Origin of the sequence: Paraburkholderia unamae (assembly GCF_003268775.1) — a bacterium.
GTDB lineage: Bacteria > Pseudomonadota > Gammaproteobacteria > Burkholderiales > Burkholderiaceae > Paraburkholderia > Paraburkholderia unamae.
This window is the reverse complement of sequence record NZ_QLSU01000006.1, coordinates 337,753-354,747: the sequence shown is the minus strand read 5'-3', so window position 1 is coordinate 354,747 and position 16,995 is coordinate 337,753. Positions and strand designations below refer to the sequence as shown.

Genomic DNA, 16,995 nt, shown 5'->3' with positions numbered 1-16,995 from the left:
TTCCCAGTGGTTTCGAGCGGTTTGCAGGGGCACTTCAAATGTCCACGTACACGTCCCCGTCCCGCACGGAGACCGGGTAGGTCTTGACGCGGCTGTCGCTCACGCCAAACAGGCACTGGCCCGTTTCGATGTCGAATTCCCAGCCATGCCACGGGCACTTGAGCACCTGGCCTTCCATGCCAAAGCGGTATTCGCCTGCGCACGCGGTGGGCAGCATCGTGCCTTCAACGGTGCCTCGCGCCAGCGGCGCCCGCTTGTGCGGGCACAGGTTCCTCACGGCGTACACCTTGTGACCGACCTTGAATACACCCACGGGTCTGCCGTCCACGTCGAGCGTCAACGCGTCGTTTTCCGGCAGTTCGTCCAGACGGCCGACGTTATGCTCCATGTGTGGCTCCCAATGCGCAGTGCGATTTCAGGTTGAACAACTCGGCCGCGTTGTCATGGAAAATGCGCTGCTTCATGGTCGCGGGCAAACGCTGGAAGGTGGTCTGCGGATAGTCCGTGTCCCAGTGCGGGTAGTCGGTGCTGAAGAGGATCGTGCGCTCGGCATGCACCATTTCGAGAATCTGCGTCAGGTACTCGTCTTTTTCGGGCTCCTCCAGCGGCTGGCTGGTGAAGCGAACGTGGTCCAGCACGTAAGAACTCGGTTCCTTTTCGAGCCAGGGCACTTCGCGGCGGAACTGGCGCCAGTTCTGATCGAAGCGCCAAAGCATATGCGGCACCCATCCGAAGCCGAATTCGGCAGCGAGGATCATCAGCTTTGGAAAGCGCACGAATACGCCTTCAAACAAGAGGCTGGCGATGTTTCCCATTGCGATTTGCGGGAAACAGGAATGCCGCTCGATATAGGTGCTGGGCACGCCGCCCGCGAACGCCACGCTGGTCTGAAACGCGCCTTCCGTACCCGTGGGGTGGAGAAAGATCGGCAGGCCCAGTTCTTCGGCGGCCTCGTAGATGGGGAAATAGTGCGTGTTGCCCATCAGGATATTCACAAGCGGCAGGTACACCGCCACGATCTCTTCCCTGCCGCCAATGCGGCGAATCTCCTTCGCGGCCTCGTGCGGGTCATGCGCCGCCACGCACATGGCAAGGCGGTAGCGGCTGTCCACGTCCAGCCATTTGTCGATGAAGTAATCGTTGAAGGCGCGCGCGAGGACAACGGCTTCACCCGCGTTCGGCAGCGAGACGAGCTTGCCCGCCTGGATCGACGACAGCACGGCATATTCGATGTCGAGCTTGTCCAGGTGGTCCTCGCGCAGGAAGTGCGGGTCGGAGCCGCCGATGCCGCCAGCCGGTGTCGTGGCGTCACGGCGGATCGAGGTCGCGCCCGCCAGCGGCGGACGAAGCGGATGGTCGGGCAGCGTCGCGCGCTTGCCTTCGAACTTCATCTGCCAGTGCTTGCTCATATAAGGTTTGAGGCCGTCGATATCGCCCGGCACCCACGGGTGAACATCCGAATCGATGATTTTCATGCGTGAATTCACCATTGATCGTTTCAAACTCATTAGTACTGTGAAGTAATGATGGGTGGTTCCGGCACCTTCTCCCGGTCCCTCGCGATACCCGCTCCAACCCACGCCCTGGCCGCCGCCGTTGTCGTTTATCGCGTTGTTGTTGAGCGTTCGATGATGCTACTATTGGCCGCGCGTTCGGCGAATCTTGCTTTTTGGGGACCCGGATTCGGCTGAGCCGAACGCTCGCGAACCGCCGCCGTCGCTCAAGCTCTCGCCGCCCGACACAGACGCGCGAGGCAGCGGCCCGTCGGGCGCCCCTCGTCGTGCAACAGGAACAACCCGGCATGCACTTTGATCTCGCGGATATCCGTGTATTCATTCACGTAGCGGAGTCGTCGAGCGTCACCCAGGGCGCCCGGCGCGCCAACCTGTCGCCGGCCGCGACCAGCGCGCGCATCAAGGCGCTGGAGAACCAGCTTGGCGCCCGGCTGCTCTATCGCGACAGCCGGGGCGTGACACTCACGCCCGCCGGCGAGAAACTCTTGACGCACGCGAGAGTGATCCTGCGTCAGGTCGACTATGTGAAGAGCGAATTCGCGGAGTATGGGAGCGGCTTCTTTGGCCACGTTCGCATCTTTGCCAACACCACCGCGGTAACGGAGCATCTGCCGGAGGTGCTGGCGCAATTCCTGGCCACCCGCCCCGCGGTCACCGTGGATCTTCAGGAGCGGCTGTCGCGCGAAATCGTCAGAGGCGTGCTCGATGGCTCGGCGGACATCGGCCTGATCGCAGGTCCAGTGGAAGCTCAGGGGCTCGAAGTCATTCACCACAGCACCGACCGGCTTCTGCTGGCCTTGCCCGAGGGCCACAAGCTCGCGGCAAAGCCCTCCGTCACGCTCGCCGAGACCCTCGACTATCCTCACATCACCTATCGTGAAGGCAGCACGCTGTTCGATCTTGTCGCGTCACACGTGGAGAACCTCGGCCGGACATTGCCCATGCGTATTCAGCTTGCCAGCTATGAGGCAATCTGCCGGATGATCGAATCGGGTGTCGGCATCGGCATTATTCCGGAGTCCGCCGCTGTGCGGCACCGCAAAACGATGCGGCTCGTTACCGTACCGCTCGAAGAGCCGTGGGCGATACGCGAGCGCAGCCTGCTCGTGCGCGAACTCGATGGCATGCCTGGCTGCGTGCGGGACCTGATGGAAACCCTAAGATCGGGGTGAACGAAATAACGTCCCGCCAGGGCGTGGAACAGGGCTTTCCGGGCGCACATCGCTCCTGGTACTTTCCACGACTCGTATACATATACGGATCAACAAGCCCGGCAAGCCCGTATAAAACGCTGTACCGCTCCGCGCCATGGGGAGCAACAGCCCGCCCCAACCTGGAGTCCTGTCATGCGCGAGGTCGCGAATCCACACACCACCGGCGTGGCCAGCGCGGTGACCGAGTCTCGCGGCTCGCCCTCTAACGAAGCGCAGCAGGTTCGCGCGCCCCAGGAACGGCCGGGCACACGCAGTCTTTCGCGCAGCATCAAGGTGATGCGCATGGTCGCCAGCCGGCCAGGCATCGGATGGCGCCTCAGCGACCTGGCCCACGCATGCGAGGAGGACCGGGCCACCGTGCACCGCGTATTGACACGCCTCGTCGACGAGCGGCTGGTGCGGCAGCGCCATGATGACCGTCACTATTTGCCGGGCCCATTGCTGTTCGAACTCGGACTCGCCCTGCCCGAGCACGCCCAGTTTCAGCGCAGCGCGGAAACCATACTTCGCGTGTTCGCACACGAAATGAATTGCGTTGCCATGCTGCTCCTGAGAAGCGGGGACGATTTCGTGTGCGCCGTGCGCGAGGGCAGCGCGCTTCATACGGGAACCATGATGCATCCGGGCACCCGCAGGCCATTGATCACCTCGGCCGGCGGCCTTGCCATCCTGCTGACGTTGCCGGAGCGCGAAGCCAGCCGAATCGTCGCTGAAAACACCGAGCAGGAAATCAAGCGGCATGGCCACGGCCGGCTCAACGGCCTCAAGCGAATGAGAGAGCGCTCCGCTCAATATGGCATGGGCCTCAATCTCGGCGACCTCGTGCCCCATTCATTCGCGTATGCGCTGCCCGTGCGCAATCGTGCAGGCGAGACATTTGCGGCATTCGTCATCACGGGCAAGCCGGAGCAGTTTCCGGAGTCGAGCGTTGACGAACTCCGCTTGAAGCTGCGCCGCGTCGCCGACGCGCTGGAGATTGAATCGGCGGTTCTCGAAACATGAAAGCACGGCGCAGAAACTGCGCCTGCTGATCGCATCGCAGCAATCCTTCTCGCCAGAACGCTCGCTACCTCAACGCGCCGCATCGCCCCCGCACGCCATCGCCCATCGTGCAGCGCAATGCACACCCACGGCGAAACGCCGGCGTAAGGCAACGAATTTCAACCCGTGAACTATTCCTCGGCGGCGAAAGTTGCGGCCGAGGAAAATCCGTATCATCAATTTAGCGTGTACTGACGAATCGACTGCACCCGGAGCTTCCTCCACCTGGTACGCGCGGCCTGCGCGCGCCTGATCGCGTTCGCGCCAGGTTCCTTAAAAAAAGCGCTGCCAAAAGCGCACGGCAATGGAGACAGGCATGTGGATAAAGCATCTCAACAAGACTGAGCGAAGCACGATGACGGGCTGCTTCCTTGGCTGGACGCTGGATGCGCTGGACGTCCAGATCTTCAGTTTCGTCATACCGACCCTCATGCTGACGTGGCATATCAATACGTCACAGGCGGGCGTGCTGGGTACCGTCACGCTGCTGCTCTCCGCGGTGGGAGGATGGCTTTCGGGCTTCGCCGCTGATCGATTCGGAAGAGTCCGCGTATTGCAGGTGACGATTTTCTGGTACGCGTTGTTCACGTTTCTGAGCGGCTTTGCCCAGAACTACGAGCAACTCTTCATCTGTCGCGCGCTACAGGGTTTTGGATTTGGCGGCGAATGGGCGACCGGCGCGGTCCTGATTGGCGAAGTCGTTCGAAAGGAGTATCGCGGCCGCAGCGTGGGCATCGTGCAGAGCGGCTGGGCGGTAGGCTGGGGGCTCGCGGCGCTGCTGTTCGGCTTGTTCTTCTCGATCATGCCCGAAGCGATCGCGTGGCGCGCGCTGTTCTGGATCGGCCTCGCGCCTGCTTTGCTGGTCTTTTGGGTTCGGCGTCACGTTCCCGAGTCGCATCTTTATCTCGGGCAGCAGCGCAACCGGAAAGAACATGCTGAATCGTCGGGTCTGCTCGCGATCTTCCGTCCCGAGTACCTGACAACCACGTTGCGCGTGTCGGCGCTGGCAACAGGTTCGATCGGCGGGTCGTACACATTCCTGATCTGGCTGCCGACTTACCTTAAAACAACGCGCGGCCTCTCGGTCATTGGCACTACTGGCTATACCTTCGTCATGATCGCCGGCGCATTCGTCGGGTTTGTGCTGGGCGCCTATCTCGCCGACCTCATTGGCCGCAAGAAGACCTTCTTCGTCAGCGCGGTGGGCGCCGCGATTCTGCTCGCCCTCTACATGCTGGTGCCCTTCGGCAACGAAACCATGCTGTTTCTGGGGTTCCCGCTCGGACTGTGTGCTTTCATGATGTTCTCGCCGATGGGGCCGTTCATGACCGAACTCTTCCCCACGCGTGTCCGCGCCACGGGGCAAGGGTTTTGCTACAACTTCGGCCGCGGTATCGGCGCGCTATTCCCGGCGCTGGTCGGCAAACTCACGAGCGAGGTCGGGCTGGCGAACGCCATCGCCATATTTGGCGTCGGCGCTTACGCGGTCATGGTTCTCGCCATCCTCACGCTGCCGGAAACACTGGGCCGCAGTTTGCCCGAGGACGAAGCCGCCGGTTCCCCCGAGACGGACAACGACGCCACGAGAGGGTACACGGCCTGATCGTGCTCCGCCCACCCTTCGCACATTGCAAGGAGTTCTATCGCGATGCATGCCGCAACAACTGCTCCACCACTCTGCCAGCCCGCAAGGCAGTCGATCCGCCATCCGCTGAAAAAGGCACCCGCGAACGCCTGCGACTGTCACATTCACATCATTGGCCCCCACGCCCGGTTTCCGCTGAGCCCGAGCCGAGCCTATACGCCGCCCGAAGCGTCGATCGCGCAATACGAGGCCGTGCAGGACATTCTCGGTACAGGGCGGGTCGTCATCGTGCAGGCAAGCGTTTATGGCACGGACAACCGCTGCACGCTTGCCGCGCTCGAACACTTCGGGCAAAAGCGGGCCCGTGGCGTCGCGGTCGTCGATCCGTCGATCAGCGACGCCGAGTTGAAGAGGATGCACGACGCGGGCGTGCGCGGCGTCCGCGTCAACCTGGTCACGCCGGGCGGGCCGCCGGCCGCGCATTTGAGTGCGCTCGCCAAACGGATCGCGCCGCTCGGATGGCACACGCAAGTGTTCCTCAACGGCGCGGCATTGCCCGAGATCGCGCCGACGCTCCAGGCACTTCCAACCGAAGTCGTGATCGACCACCTCGGCCACGTTCCTTGCACCTGGGGCGTGAAGCACCCCGCTTACGACGCGTTGCGCTCCCTCCTGGACAGCGGCCGCGTGTGGCTCAAGGTATGCGCGTACCGTTCGTCCGCCGCCGGGTATCCCTTCGAAGACGTCGACGACATCGCAGCCAACCTGATCGCGTACGCGCCGCAGCGGTGCGTCTGGGGCACGGACTGGCCGCATCCCTCATTCGAGGGCACGATTCCCGACGACGGCGAATTGCTCGATGCCTTCATGCGCTGGGCGCCCGATCCCGCGATCCAGCAGAAGGTGCTGGTGGATAACCCTGCCCAGCTCTACCAGTTTTCTTGAGATCCGATTCTTCTCTTTCGCTTCAGGAACGCCCCCATGTTGACCAAGACAGACAAACTTTCGAAAGTCCGCGACCTCGTATCCGACGAAGAGTGGACCACGCGCGTGAACCTTGCCGCATGCTATCGGTTGATGCCGCATTTCGGCTTGAGCGACCTGATCTACAACCACATTACCGCTCGCGTACCCGGCGAGGAGGAACGCCTCCTCATCAATCCATATGGCTACCTGTATGAAGAAATCACGGCATCGAGCCTGATCGCGATCGACCTGGAAGGCAACGAGCTGCTCAATCCTCTGGAAGGCACGTATGGTGCGAACCGGGCCGGATACGTCATTCATAGCGCCGTGCACGCGGCCCGGCCGGACGTGACGTGTGTCATCCACACGCATAGCCGCGCGAGCATGGCCATTGGCGCGCTCAAATGCGGCCTGCTGCCTCTCACGCAAACGGCCATGCGATTCGGCACCGTTGCCTATCACGACTATCAAGGCGTCGCTGTCGATCTTGAGGAACGCGAATCGCTTGCCCGGGACCTCGGCAACGCCGAAGTGATGTTGCTGCGCAACCACGGACTGCTCGTTGCCAGCGCATCCATTCCTCAGGCGTTCAATGCCGCTTACTGGTTCGAGAATGCGTGCCGCGCGCAAGTCGACGCCATGTCCTGCCAGGCCGAGCTGCATCTTCCAACCGACGAGGTCATCGAGAAGACCAACTACTTGTACAAGCCATCCACACGACGCCCGTACGGAGAAATGGAGTGGCCCGCCATGCTTCGCTTTCTTGACCGACGAGATTCGTCGTACCGAAACTGATCAGGCCGCGGCAGCCCCCCCTCGCTTCAGCCGCCCACCGTCGCGGTGGGGCGCACCACGATCTCGTTCACATCGACGTCGGCCGGTTGCGAAATGGCATAGGCGATGGCCGCCGCGATGGCCTGCGGGTCCAGCGCGATACTGCGGTACGCGGCCATCGCCGCGGCGGTGGCCGGGTCCGTGATGGTGTCGGCAAGCTCGGATGTGACCACGCCGGGGCAAATGCTCGTCACGCGCAGCTTGTCGTTCTCCTGGCGCAGACCGTCGGAGATCGCCCGCACCGCGTATTTCGTCGCACAGTAGACGGCCGCCGTGGGCGACACCCGCAGCCCGCCGATGGACGACACATTCACGATCTGCCCGAAGCCCTGACGGTTCATCACCGGCAACACCGCCGCCACGCCGTACAGCACGCCCTTGATGTTGACGTCGACCATGCGGTCCCACTCGTCGACCTTGAGCGCATTCATGGGCGAAAGCGGCATGACGCCCGCATTGTTGACGATCACGTCCACTTGCCCATACTCCGCCAGCGCCGCTTCCACGAACGCGACGTTGTCCTCGCGGCGCGTCACGTCGAGCGCGCGCCAGGCCGCCGCACCGCCGCTCGAACGAATCTCTTCGCAGAGCGCGGCAAGCCGCTGCGTGCGGCGAGCGCCCAGCAGCAGCCGCGCGCCGCGCGCGCCCAGATAGCGCGCCGTTTCGGCGCCAATGCCGCTGCTCGCGCCGGTAATCAGCACCACTTTTGATTCGATGTTCTCGCTATTCATTTCAGGTTCCCGATTCGTTCTGGATGAGCCGACAGGATCGCGCGAGCGCACGTCCGACCGTTAGCCTGGTCCTCCGAGTTTCTTGCACGATTCTCTGAAACCGCGCGAGCACTCATGCGCAACGCGCCTTGCCATGCGACACTCGCCCCATGGAAAATATCGACGATCTCGCGAACCTGATCGCGCGCCATGCCCCCGTGGACGGCTCGCTCGACACCGCCATCGAGGGCGTGGGCCTGTTGCGCGCGTCGGCGGCAACCGAGCCGGTTCATACGCTTTACGAACCCTCGTGCTGCATCGTTGCGCAAGGACGCAAGCGCGCGAGCGTCGGCGGCCGCGAGTATCAATACGATCCCGCGCACTATCTGGTCGTCGGGCTCGACCTGCCGGTGATCGGCGCCGTGGTCGAGGCGAGCGCGGGCGCGCCGTATCTCAGCGTGCGCTTGCCGCTGAACCGCGAAACGCTCGCCGACGTGCTCATTCACAACGAGCCGCACGCGCCGCACGACGCCGGGCGCGCTTCGCCCGCCATCGCGGTGGGAACGGCCACGCCGCCACTCATCGACGCGGCCGCGCGCCTCCTCCATCTGCTCGATACGCCCGAGGACGTGCGCGCGCTCGCGCCACTGATCGAACGCGAAATTCTTTACCGTTTGCTGCGCGGGCCGCAAGCCGGCATGCTGCGCCAGATCGTGTACCAGACAGGGCGCATCAGGCGGATACAGAAAGCCGTGGCCTATATCCGGCGCCATTACCGGGAAGATTTCGCCATCGACGATCTGGCCGGCATCGCCGACATGAGCGTCTCGACGTTTCACGCGCAGTTCAAGGCGGCGACGCACATGAGCCCGCTGCGCTTTCGCACGCAGATCCGCTTGCAGGAAGCGCGCCGCCTGATGCTGGCCGAAGGACTCGGCGCGGCCGAAGCGGGCTTTCGTGTCGGCTACGAGAGCCCTTCGCAATTCAGTCGGGAGTACGGACGATTATTCAGCGCACCGCCCCGGCGCGATGCGGCGGCGCGCCGGGTGGCCAAGGCGACGTGAACACCCGCGCTTCAGAGGCCCAATCAGAGGCCCATTCAGTGGCCAAATCAAGCGGCTGGAAAGTCGGTCCCTTCCGTGAGTTCGCGCCACGCCTCGAAATTCGCACGCAGGGAGTCGAGGCGCTTGAGCGCGACGTCGAGCGCCGATTTGCCGAGCAGGAGCCGCAGCGGCGGCGCATCCGATTCCAGCGCGGCGATCACCGCTGCGGCCGCCCTGGCCGGATCGCCCGGCTGCTGGCCCGAGACCGCTCTTGTCGCCTCGCGGCGCTTGCCGGCCGTGGGCGCGTAATCGTCGATCACCGTTCTGGAGGCGATCATCGAACGACCCGCCCATTGCGTGCGAAACGCGCCCGGCTCGACAATCGTGACGCCGATGCCAAGCGGCCCCACTTCGTGCGCCAGCGATTCGGACAGCGCTTCGACGGCGAATTTCGTCGCGTGATAGTAGCCCGTGGCCGCGAATGCGACGATACCGCCGAGCGAAGAAAAGTTCACGACATGCCCGCGACGCCGCGCCCGCATGCCGGGCAGCACGGCCCGTGTGACGGCCAGCAGGCCGAACACGTTGGTTTCGAACTGCGCGCGTATGTCATGCTCCTCGCCTTCCTCGATGGCCGCGAGATAGCCATAGCCCGCCGCGTTCACCAGCACGTCCAGGCGGCCGAATCTTGCCTGCGCGGCGCTCACCGCCTCGGCGATCGACGCCGCATCGGTCACGTCCAGGCGAGTCGTCATGGCGGTATCGGGATACTCGCCGGCGAGGCTCGCCATATCTTCGGGATTGCGTGCCGCCAGCACAACGCGCCAGCCGCGCGCGAGCGCCAATGCGGCTATCTCGCGGCCCAGGCCCGATGAACTGCCGGTCACGAACCATACGGAATCTTCAGGTAATGCTGCCATCGTTGCGTCCTCGTTTTGCACAGAATGTGGGTGCAATGATGGCGCGGCGGCGCGATGGCGCGTTAGTCCGTTACGATCCATGTCTTGCACGATCCTGCCAACGCGCCTGGCTGCACGCCGCGCGCGCAACCCCACTTCGAGGCCGATACGCCATGCCAGCCAACCCGCAATCGGCGCTTCAGCGGCTAGTGCTGCGGCACTGCCATCAGCCGCGCAAGGCGACGTCGCTACCCAACGTCACCCTCTTTAACTGCGCGCAGCCCACGAAGCCCGTGCGCAGCCTCTACGAGCCCCGCCTTTGCGTGGTGCTTCAGGGGCGCAAGCGCGTGATGCTCGGGCGCACGGTTCACGACGCGGGGCCGTCGCAGTGCCTCGTCGCCACAGCCGATCTGCCCGTCACGGCCAGTGTGACCGAAGCGCGCCCCGACAAACCGCACCTTGCGGTGACGTTGACGCTCGAACGCCTGCGCGTGGCCGAGGTCTGGTCGACCATGCCCGCGCGGCCCGCGCCACAAGGCGGCGCATGCGGGCTCGTCACCGGTGCGCTGGAGCAAGACCTCATCGACCCGATCACCCGCTTGCTGGGCATACTCGACCGGCCGCAGGACGCTACCGTGCTCGCGCCCATGATCGAGCGCGAGATCATTTACCGCCTCCTGCAAGGCGCGTTCGGTCCTGTCCTCGCCGGTCTCGCCAGCGATCCCAACCTGACGCAGATCGACCGCGCAACCCGTTGGCTTCGCGACCATTACCACCTGCCGTTTCGTATCGATGACCTGGCGTCGCGCGTCGGCATGAGCGCGACCTCGCTGCATCGCCATTTCAAGGCGATCACGGCGATGACGCCGCTCGAATACCGGCGCGAAATCAGACTGGAAGAAGCGCGGCGGCGCATTCTCGCGGGCGCGGCGCGCGTAGGTGAAGTGGGGATCGACGTGGGTTACGACAGTGCGTCGCAGTTCAGCCGCGAATATCGCAGGCATTTCGGGCGCTCTCCGAGCGAAGAGGCCGAGCTTGCGCAGTCGGGCAACGCAGCGGCGTTGCCCGATCTTTAATCGTCATCGGGTTTGCGCGTTGCCCCGCTCAGTTGAGCGCAATAGCGGCGGCCGCGCCCACGGGCGAGCCCTGGATCGCAACCGAGGGCTTGCCATCGGGGCCGACGGGCACGTCGCCCATAAGCGTCGTGCGGTATAGCTGACGGTCGAAGTCGAGATCGAAGATGTCGGTGGGCGCGAGATGCGCGGTCGAGCGGTTGTCCCAGAACGCGACGCTGCCCGGTTCCCACTTGAACCGCACCGTGAATTCGGGCCGCGTGACGTGCTCCCAAAGCAGTTCGAGCAGCACCTGGCTCTCGCGCGGCGCGAGGCCGACAATCTGCTTGAGGAAGCCGGGGCTCACGTAAAGCGCACGCTCGCCCGTTTCCGGATGCACGCGCACGAGCGGGTGCTCGCTCACGAGCGTCTGGTCCTTCACGGCCTGCTCGAAGGCGCCGGTGCCGCTCGAACCCGCGGGCGGCGCGAAGCGATGCACGCCGCGCAAGCCGTCGACGAAGGCGCGCAGCGGCGCGGACAATTTCTCGTAGGCGACGACGAGGTTGGTCCACTGTGTGTCGCCGCCATAGGGCGGAATGGTCACGCCGCGCAGGATGGAGGCGAACGGCGGATTCACGGCGGCGGTCACGTCGGTATGCCAGCCCGTCCACGGCCGCAGCAGCGGCGCGCCTTCGAAGCGCGTGGCCTTGCGAAACTTGGCGATCGAATAGATCTGGGGATGCCCTTCGACATGGCCGAAAACCGGGTGCCCCACCGTCAACTCACCGAATTGCGCCGAAAACGCCACCTGCTGCTCGTGGCTCAGAAACTGCTCGCGGAAAAACACCACGCGCCACTTGAGCAGCGCGGCGCGAATGGCATCGATCTGCGGCTGCGGCAAAGGCCGCGAAAGATCGACACCGCTGATTTCGGCGCCAATGTGGGCCGAAAGCGGCGCGATACGGATCGGGTTGTCGTCTGCGATGACTTGTGCGTTCATGATGGCCGGCGAATGGGGACGGAATTAAGGGAATGGCGCTGCCACACGGCTTAGCGAACGACGCGTTGCTCGTAGTGCGAAACATCGAAATCGGCGGGAACGTCCGCGGTCATGCGCGCCTCGTGCGCCTCCAGATCATCGAGAAAGAGATCTTCGCTGATGCGCCGGACCACCGCCGGGATATCGCGCTTCATGCTGGGCACGTCGCCGACCGGCAAGCCTCGGCTCACGAATGCGGCCGGGTTGAACACGTGGATATGCTTCAGATACGGTGCCGCGCCCGGCGTCTTTTCCAGGTACTCCAAAGCGTCGCCCAGGTAGGGATGCGCGCCCAGCCCTTCGTCGCGCTCGGTCTCCTGCGCCGTGTACCGGTCGCGCCAGAGCAGCACGTGGTCGGCCACGTCCGCCAGCTCGGGCCGCGCATGCAGATCGACGGCATAACCCGTGCCCGCGATCACGAAGTCGAACGCAAACGATCCGCCGTCCACCCAGGCGCGCACGCGTGCGTCGTCAACCGTCGCCTCTTTCCACTGCGTGCCCGTGTGCAAGTGGAAATTGTCGAAGCGTGTGGCGCGCGCCACGGCGTCGGCGGGCGGCGTGGAGCCCGCGCGCCTGAAGCGCAGCGCCTGCCGCCAGCGCAGCGCGTCGGGCAGCGCGGGGTAATTCTCGTAAGCGCCCGGATAGGCGCGCGCGCGATTCACCGGCACGGCCGCGAGGCTCGCGCGGCGCGAGAACAGATGCACGTCGGCCGCACCGGCTTCGAGTGCCGTTGCGGCCGCATCGAACGCCGAAGCCGCCGCGCCGATCACCGCCACCGATTTCCCGCGCAGCGACGCGAAGTCGATCGCATCAGACGTGTGCGCGAAGTGGCTGCGCGGCAGCGTCGCGAGCGGCCCTTCGACATTGGGCCGGCCGTTACCGGCCACGCCATTGCCGAGCACGATCTTGCGGGCGGTTTCCACGCGGCGCTCCAGCGTCTCGCCCTGCCGAACCGCGAGGTGGAGCCTGAAGTGATCGCCCTGGGGTTCGATGCGTTCGAGCGTCGTGCCATAGCGAACCGTAATGCCGAGAAACTCGCGATACCACGCGAGATAGGCCGCCCAGTCCTCGCGCCCCGCGCGCTCGATCTGCGCATAGGCGGCCTCGCCGTGGCGCGCTTCGTACCACGCCTGGAAGCTCAGCGCCGGCAGGCCCGCTTCCGGCCCCGCCAGCGTCTTGGGCGTGCGCAGGCGGTTCATGCGCGCATAGGTGGTCCATACGCCCGCGCGGGCCTCATCGGGCGCGCGGTCAATCACGCTCACCTTGCCGATGCCCGCGCGCCGCAGCGCGAAGGCAAACGCCGCGCCCGTCTGCCCGCCGCCGACGACCACGACGTTGTGATCAAGGCCGGGACGCTCGACGACCCAGTTCTCCGGGTCGGGGCCGATGAGGCGCAATGTTTCGCTTGCGAAATGATCGGGTGCTGAGGACTGGGTCATGAATGGAAGCCATGAAAGGAACGATCGATTCATCGAGTATCGAACCGGCGCGGCGGCGTGGGAACGAACGATTTGTGCTTAGGAATTTCCCGTGGCGCGGGTTTTCCTTGCGCTTGTCGTATTCCCCGCCTCCAGCGATCAAGCCGCCCGGCGTTGCACCCGCAAATCCGGCGCGGAGCGCAGCAACAGCTTCGTGTAGTCGGCCTGGGGCGCGGCGAACACCTCGGCCGTCGCGCCGGTTTCCACTGCGCGCCCGTCCTTGAGCACCAGCACGCGATCGCTCACGTGCTGCACGACGTCGAGATCATGCGAGATGAACAGCAGCGCGGTGCCCGAGCGCGCCTGCAATTCGCCGAGCAGATCGAGCACTTGCGCCTGGACGTACACATCGAGCGCCGAAACGGGCTCGTCGCAGACGATCAGTGCGGGCTCCGAAGCAATCGCGCGCGCAATGGCAATGCGCTGGCGCTGCCCGCCCGAGAGCGAAACCGGCAGCCGATCGAGATAGCTCGCGTCCAGCCCCACCTGTTCGAGCAGCGTTACGCTGCGCTCCAGCACGGCGCGCCGCGCGAGACGCTGGCTATGCAGGCCGTCGGCGAGCAAGCGGCCAACGCTGTGACGCGGGTCGAACGCGCTCAGCGGGTCCTGCGGGATATAGCGCATGAGCGGCCGCCGCGCGCCGCGCTGCGTCTCGCTCACGCCCGCGCCGTTCCAGCGCTCGCCGAGAAATGCCACCTCGCCGCTCGTGGGCGCGAGCAGGCCCAGCACGATATTGGCCGAGGTGCTCTTGCCCGACCCCGACTCGCCGACGATGCCGAGCACTTCGCCCTCGCGCACGTCGAACGAGACGTCGTCGAGCGCCACGAACGCATTCGCGTCGGGCCGGCCGTGCGCATACCGCTTGCCGATACCCTGTGCGCTCAGGACCACGCCGCCCACCGCGCGCGCACGAGGCGGCAACGGCTCGCGCACGATCACGCCGCCGCGCTCCTCGACGAAGCGCGCGGAGCCGAGCCGGTAGCCGCGCGACTGTGCGCCGGGCTGCGCGGCCAGCAACTGGCGCGTGTAGGGATGCGTGGGCCGTTCGAGCACGTCGCGCGTCGGGCCGCTATCGACCACTTCGCCGCGATGCATCACGATCACGCGATCGGCAATGCCCGCAACGACGGCAAGATCATGGCTGATGAGCAGCACGCCCACGCCTGCGCGCAAGCGCGCCTCCAGCACCGCGAGCACCTGCGCCTGCACGGTCACGTCGAGCGCCGTGGTCGGTTCGTCGGCGATGACGAGCGCGGGGCTCGCGGCGATCGCAGAGGCGATCAACGCGCGCTGGCGCAGCCCGCCCGAAAGCTCGTGCGCGTATTGCGCGGCGCGGCGCTCGGGCTGCGCGATGCCGACGTCGCGCATCACCGCATGCACGGCCGCCGTGCGCTGCGCGCGCGATTGACCCTTCACGTGGCGCGCCAGCGTCTCGCCGATTTCGCGGCCCACCGTGCGCAGCGGGTCGAGCGACACGAGCGCGTCCTGCATCACGAGCCCCGCGAAGCCGCCGCGCACCTGGCGCCAGTCGCGCTCGCGAAACGCAAGCGCCGCACGGCCGTCGATCTCGAAGCGCTGCGCGCCGATGCGCGCATGCGCGCCCGCGAGGCCGATCAGGCTGCGTGCGGTGAGGCTCTTGCCCGAACCCGATTCGCCGACGAGCGCCACGCACTCTCCGGCGCGAATCGACAGATCGACGCCGCGCACGAGCGGGCGGCCGCCGTTGACATCGTCGAAACCGATCGACAGCCCCGTCACGTCAACGAGCGTGCGCCCAGGCACATGGGGCGCCGAAGCTTCGGAAGTGAATATCTCGCTCATCGCGTGCGGACTCCATAGATGCGCGACAGGTGTTTGCCGATCGTCGTGAACGCGATCACGGTAAGCGTGATCGCCAGGCCCGGAAACACGCTCGGCCACCACGCCACGCGCAGGACGTCGCGGCCTTCCGCGAGCATCACGCCCCACTCCGGCGTCGGTGGCTGCGGGCCGAGCCCGAGAAAGCTCAGCCCCGAAACGGCGATGATCGCGCTGCCGATGTCAATGGTCGCGATCACGGGCACGGCCGCCAGCACGTTCGGCAGCACGTGCCGCCAGAACACTTCGCGGCGCGAGAGGCCGAAGATCACAGCCTGGGTGACATAGTCGGCGCGCCGCACGACGAGCGTTTGCGCGCGCAGCACGCGCCCGAACTTGGGGATGCCCGCAATGCCGACCGCCACGGCGATATTGACGATGCCCTGACCGAGAAACGCCACCACGAAAAGCGAGAGCAGCACGGGCGGAAACGCGGAAAGCACGTCGAACACGCGTGACGCCGACTCGTCGACGAGCCGCGTTCCCAGCCCCGCGCTCAGGCCCGTCACGAGCCCGATCAGCAGGCTCACGAGCATGCTCGCCAGGCCGATGAGCAGCGAGTAGCGCGCGCCGTAGACCACGCGCGCGAGCACGTCGCGGCCGATGCGGTCGGTGCCGAGCCAGTGCGCCGCGTCGGGCGGCTGCATGGCGTGCGCGACGTCGCTGAGCAAGGGGTCGTAAGGCGTGATGGCCGAAGGCAGCGCGATGGCGAACGCGAGCACGGCCAGAAACGCCGCCGCGAGCAGCACGGAAGCCGGCACGCGCGAGAGCCGCCGCAAGCCGATGGTGGCGCGCAGGCCGCTCGCAGCCGGCGCGGAGGAAACGGAAATGTCGCTCATTGGCTGCGCAACCTCGGATCGATGAACAGATAGGCAATGTCGAGCGCGGTCGAGATCACCACATGGACGAAAGCGGCGAGCAGCACGACCGCGAGCACCACGGGCACGTCCTGCGACGTCACGGCGTCGAGCGTGATGCTGCCGAGGCCCGGCCTGCCGAACAGCTTCTCGGTGATGACGGCGCCGCCGAGCAGGCCGCCGATCAGCCAGCCGCCGAGCGTCACAACCGGCAGCAACGCATGGCGCAGCAGATGGCCCACGCGCAGCCCCGCTTCGGAAACGCCGCGCGCACGCACGGTGGTCACGAACGGGCGCTCGAACGCGGCGTCGAGCGCCTCGCGCATGACCTGCGAAAGCATGCCGGCGGTGGGCAGCGCAAGCGTGATGGCAGGCAGCACGAGCGAGCGCCACCCGGCGCCCCCCGACACCGGAAAGAGCCGCCAATGGAACGAGAACGCGATGAGCAGCAGCAACCCGCCCCAGAACACCGGCGTGGACGTGAACACGAGTTCCGCCGCCGAGGCGATCCGCGTGGACCACGCGCCGCGCGCCCCGGCCCCCGCAGTGGCCGTGGCCACGCCGAGCGCGAGCAGCACGGCCAGCACGCCCGCCGAAGCCGCCAGTTGAACGGTCGGCCAGAGCTGGCTCGAGAGCACCGCGCCCACCGGTTGCTGGAGCACGAACGAGGTGCCGAGATCGCCGCGCGCGAGGCGCAGCACGAACTGCCCGTACTGCCAGGGCAGGCTGCGATCGAGGCCCCATTGGGCCGCGATCGCCTCGCGCAGGCCGGGGTACGAGAGGTCGCCCGCGAGGATGTCCTCGATGCGGCCGGGCAGCGCGTGGATCGTCACGAACGCCGCGCTGGCCGCGAGCCACAGCACCAGCAGGCCCGTCAGCAGGCGGGTCACCACTTTACGCAGCATG

At 65.8% G+C, this 16,995-nt stretch carries 16 protein-coding genes; 7 read left to right on the top strand and 9 right to left on the bottom strand.

From position 1 onward, the window contains the following. Nucleotides 1-34: 34 nt before the first annotated feature. Entirely contained in the window at nt 35-388 is a 354-nt protein-coding gene (locus tag C7401_RS13000) for a Rieske (2Fe-2S) protein (RefSeq protein WP_112171783.1), read from the bottom strand. Next, entirely contained in the window at nt 378-1,475 is a 1,098-nt protein-coding gene (locus C7401_RS12995; RefSeq protein ID WP_181565571.1) for an amidohydrolase family protein, read from the bottom strand. The genes C7401_RS13000 and C7401_RS12995 overlap by 11 nt, the downstream gene beginning before the upstream one ends. Before the next feature lie 326 nt (nt 1,476-1,801). Here C7401_RS12995 and C7401_RS12990 point away from each other — a divergent pair, with 326 nt between their 5' ends. The 5 genes from C7401_RS12990 to C7401_RS12970 all read left to right on the top strand — a co-directional run bounded on the left by C7401_RS12990 (nt 1,802) and on the right by C7401_RS12970 (nt 7,115). Then, entirely contained in the window at nt 1,802-2,686 is an 885-nt protein-coding gene (locus tag C7401_RS12990) for a LysR substrate-binding domain-containing protein (protein ID WP_112171781.1), read from the top strand. Between the two features lie 174 nt (nt 2,687-2,860). Next, nucleotides 2,861-3,730, top strand: coding sequence for an IclR family transcriptional regulator (locus C7401_RS12985; RefSeq protein ID WP_112171780.1), 870 nt, complete (start codon nt 2,861-2,863; stop codon nt 3,728-3,730). 355 nt (nt 3,731-4,085) lie between these two features. Continuing rightward, entirely contained in the window at nt 4,086-5,372 is a 1,287-nt protein-coding gene (locus C7401_RS12980; protein ID WP_112171779.1) for an MFS transporter, read from the top strand. 45 nt (nt 5,373-5,417) lie between these two features. Then, the gene (locus tag C7401_RS12975; RefSeq protein ID WP_112171778.1) at nt 5,418-6,299 is read left to right on the top strand and encodes an amidohydrolase family protein; all 882 of its coding nucleotides are present in this window, start codon (nt 5,418-5,420) and stop codon (nt 6,297-6,299) included. 36 nt (nt 6,300-6,335) lie between these two features. Then, entirely contained in the window at nt 6,336-7,115 is a 780-nt protein-coding gene (locus C7401_RS12970) for a class II aldolase/adducin family protein (RefSeq protein WP_112171777.1), read from the top strand. A 26-nt stretch (nt 7,116-7,141) separates the two neighbouring features. Here the strand turns inward: C7401_RS12970 and C7401_RS12965 are convergent, their stop codons facing one another. Then, nucleotides 7,142-7,885, bottom strand: a complete 744-nt coding sequence (locus tag C7401_RS12965) for an SDR family oxidoreductase (protein ID WP_112171776.1) — start codon at nt 7,883-7,885, stop codon at nt 7,142-7,144. 149 nt (nt 7,886-8,034) lie between these two features. On the opposite strand from C7401_RS12965, the gene C7401_RS12960 reads away from it, so the two are divergent. After that, nucleotides 8,035-8,928 carry an AraC family transcriptional regulator gene (locus C7401_RS12960; protein ID WP_112171775.1) on the top strand — a complete coding sequence of 298 codons (894 nt, stop codon included), beginning with the start codon at nt 8,035-8,037 and terminating at the stop codon, nt 8,926-8,928. A gap of 47 nt (nt 8,929-8,975) precedes the next feature. Here C7401_RS12960 and C7401_RS12955 read toward each other — a convergent pair whose 3' ends face one another. Then, entirely contained in the window at nt 8,976-9,827 is an 852-nt protein-coding gene (locus C7401_RS12955; RefSeq protein WP_112171774.1) for an oxidoreductase, read from the bottom strand. Nucleotides 9,828-9,979: 152 nt separating this feature from the next. Between C7401_RS12955 and C7401_RS12950 the strand changes: the two genes are divergently transcribed. After that, a complete protein-coding gene (locus tag C7401_RS12950) occupies nt 9,980-10,882 on the top strand; it encodes an AraC family transcriptional regulator (protein ID WP_181565569.1) in 903 nt (300 codons plus the stop codon). A 28-nt stretch (nt 10,883-10,910) separates the two neighbouring features. Here C7401_RS12950 and C7401_RS12945 read toward each other — a convergent pair whose 3' ends face one another. The 5 genes from C7401_RS12945 to C7401_RS12925 form a co-directional block, all read right to left on the bottom strand. Continuing rightward, on the bottom strand, nt 10,911-11,858 hold the full coding sequence (locus C7401_RS12945; RefSeq protein WP_112171772.1) for a TauD/TfdA dioxygenase family protein: 948 nt from the start codon (nt 11,856-11,858) through the stop codon (nt 10,911-10,913). A 50-nt stretch (nt 11,859-11,908) separates the two neighbouring features. Then, nucleotides 11,909-13,336 carry an NAD(P)-binding domain-containing protein gene (locus C7401_RS12940; protein WP_112171771.1) on the bottom strand — a complete coding sequence of 476 codons (1,428 nt, stop codon included), beginning with the start codon at nt 13,334-13,336 and terminating at the stop codon, nt 11,909-11,911. Nucleotides 13,337-13,474: 138 nt separating this feature from the next. After that, nucleotides 13,475-15,196, bottom strand: a complete 1,722-nt coding sequence (locus C7401_RS12935) for an ATP-binding cassette domain-containing protein (RefSeq protein ID WP_112171770.1) — start codon at nt 15,194-15,196, stop codon at nt 13,475-13,477. Then, nucleotides 15,193-16,071, bottom strand: coding sequence for an ABC transporter permease (locus C7401_RS12930; RefSeq protein ID WP_112171769.1), 879 nt, complete (start codon nt 16,069-16,071; stop codon nt 15,193-15,195). The genes C7401_RS12935 and C7401_RS12930 overlap by 4 nt, the downstream gene beginning before the upstream one ends. Further along, on the bottom strand, nt 16,068-16,994 hold the full coding sequence (locus C7401_RS12925; protein ID WP_112171768.1) for an ABC transporter permease: 927 nt from the start codon (nt 16,992-16,994) through the stop codon (nt 16,068-16,070). Before C7401_RS12925 ends, C7401_RS12930 begins: the two co-directional genes overlap by 4 nt. Between the last annotated feature and the right edge of the window lies 1 nt (nt 16,995).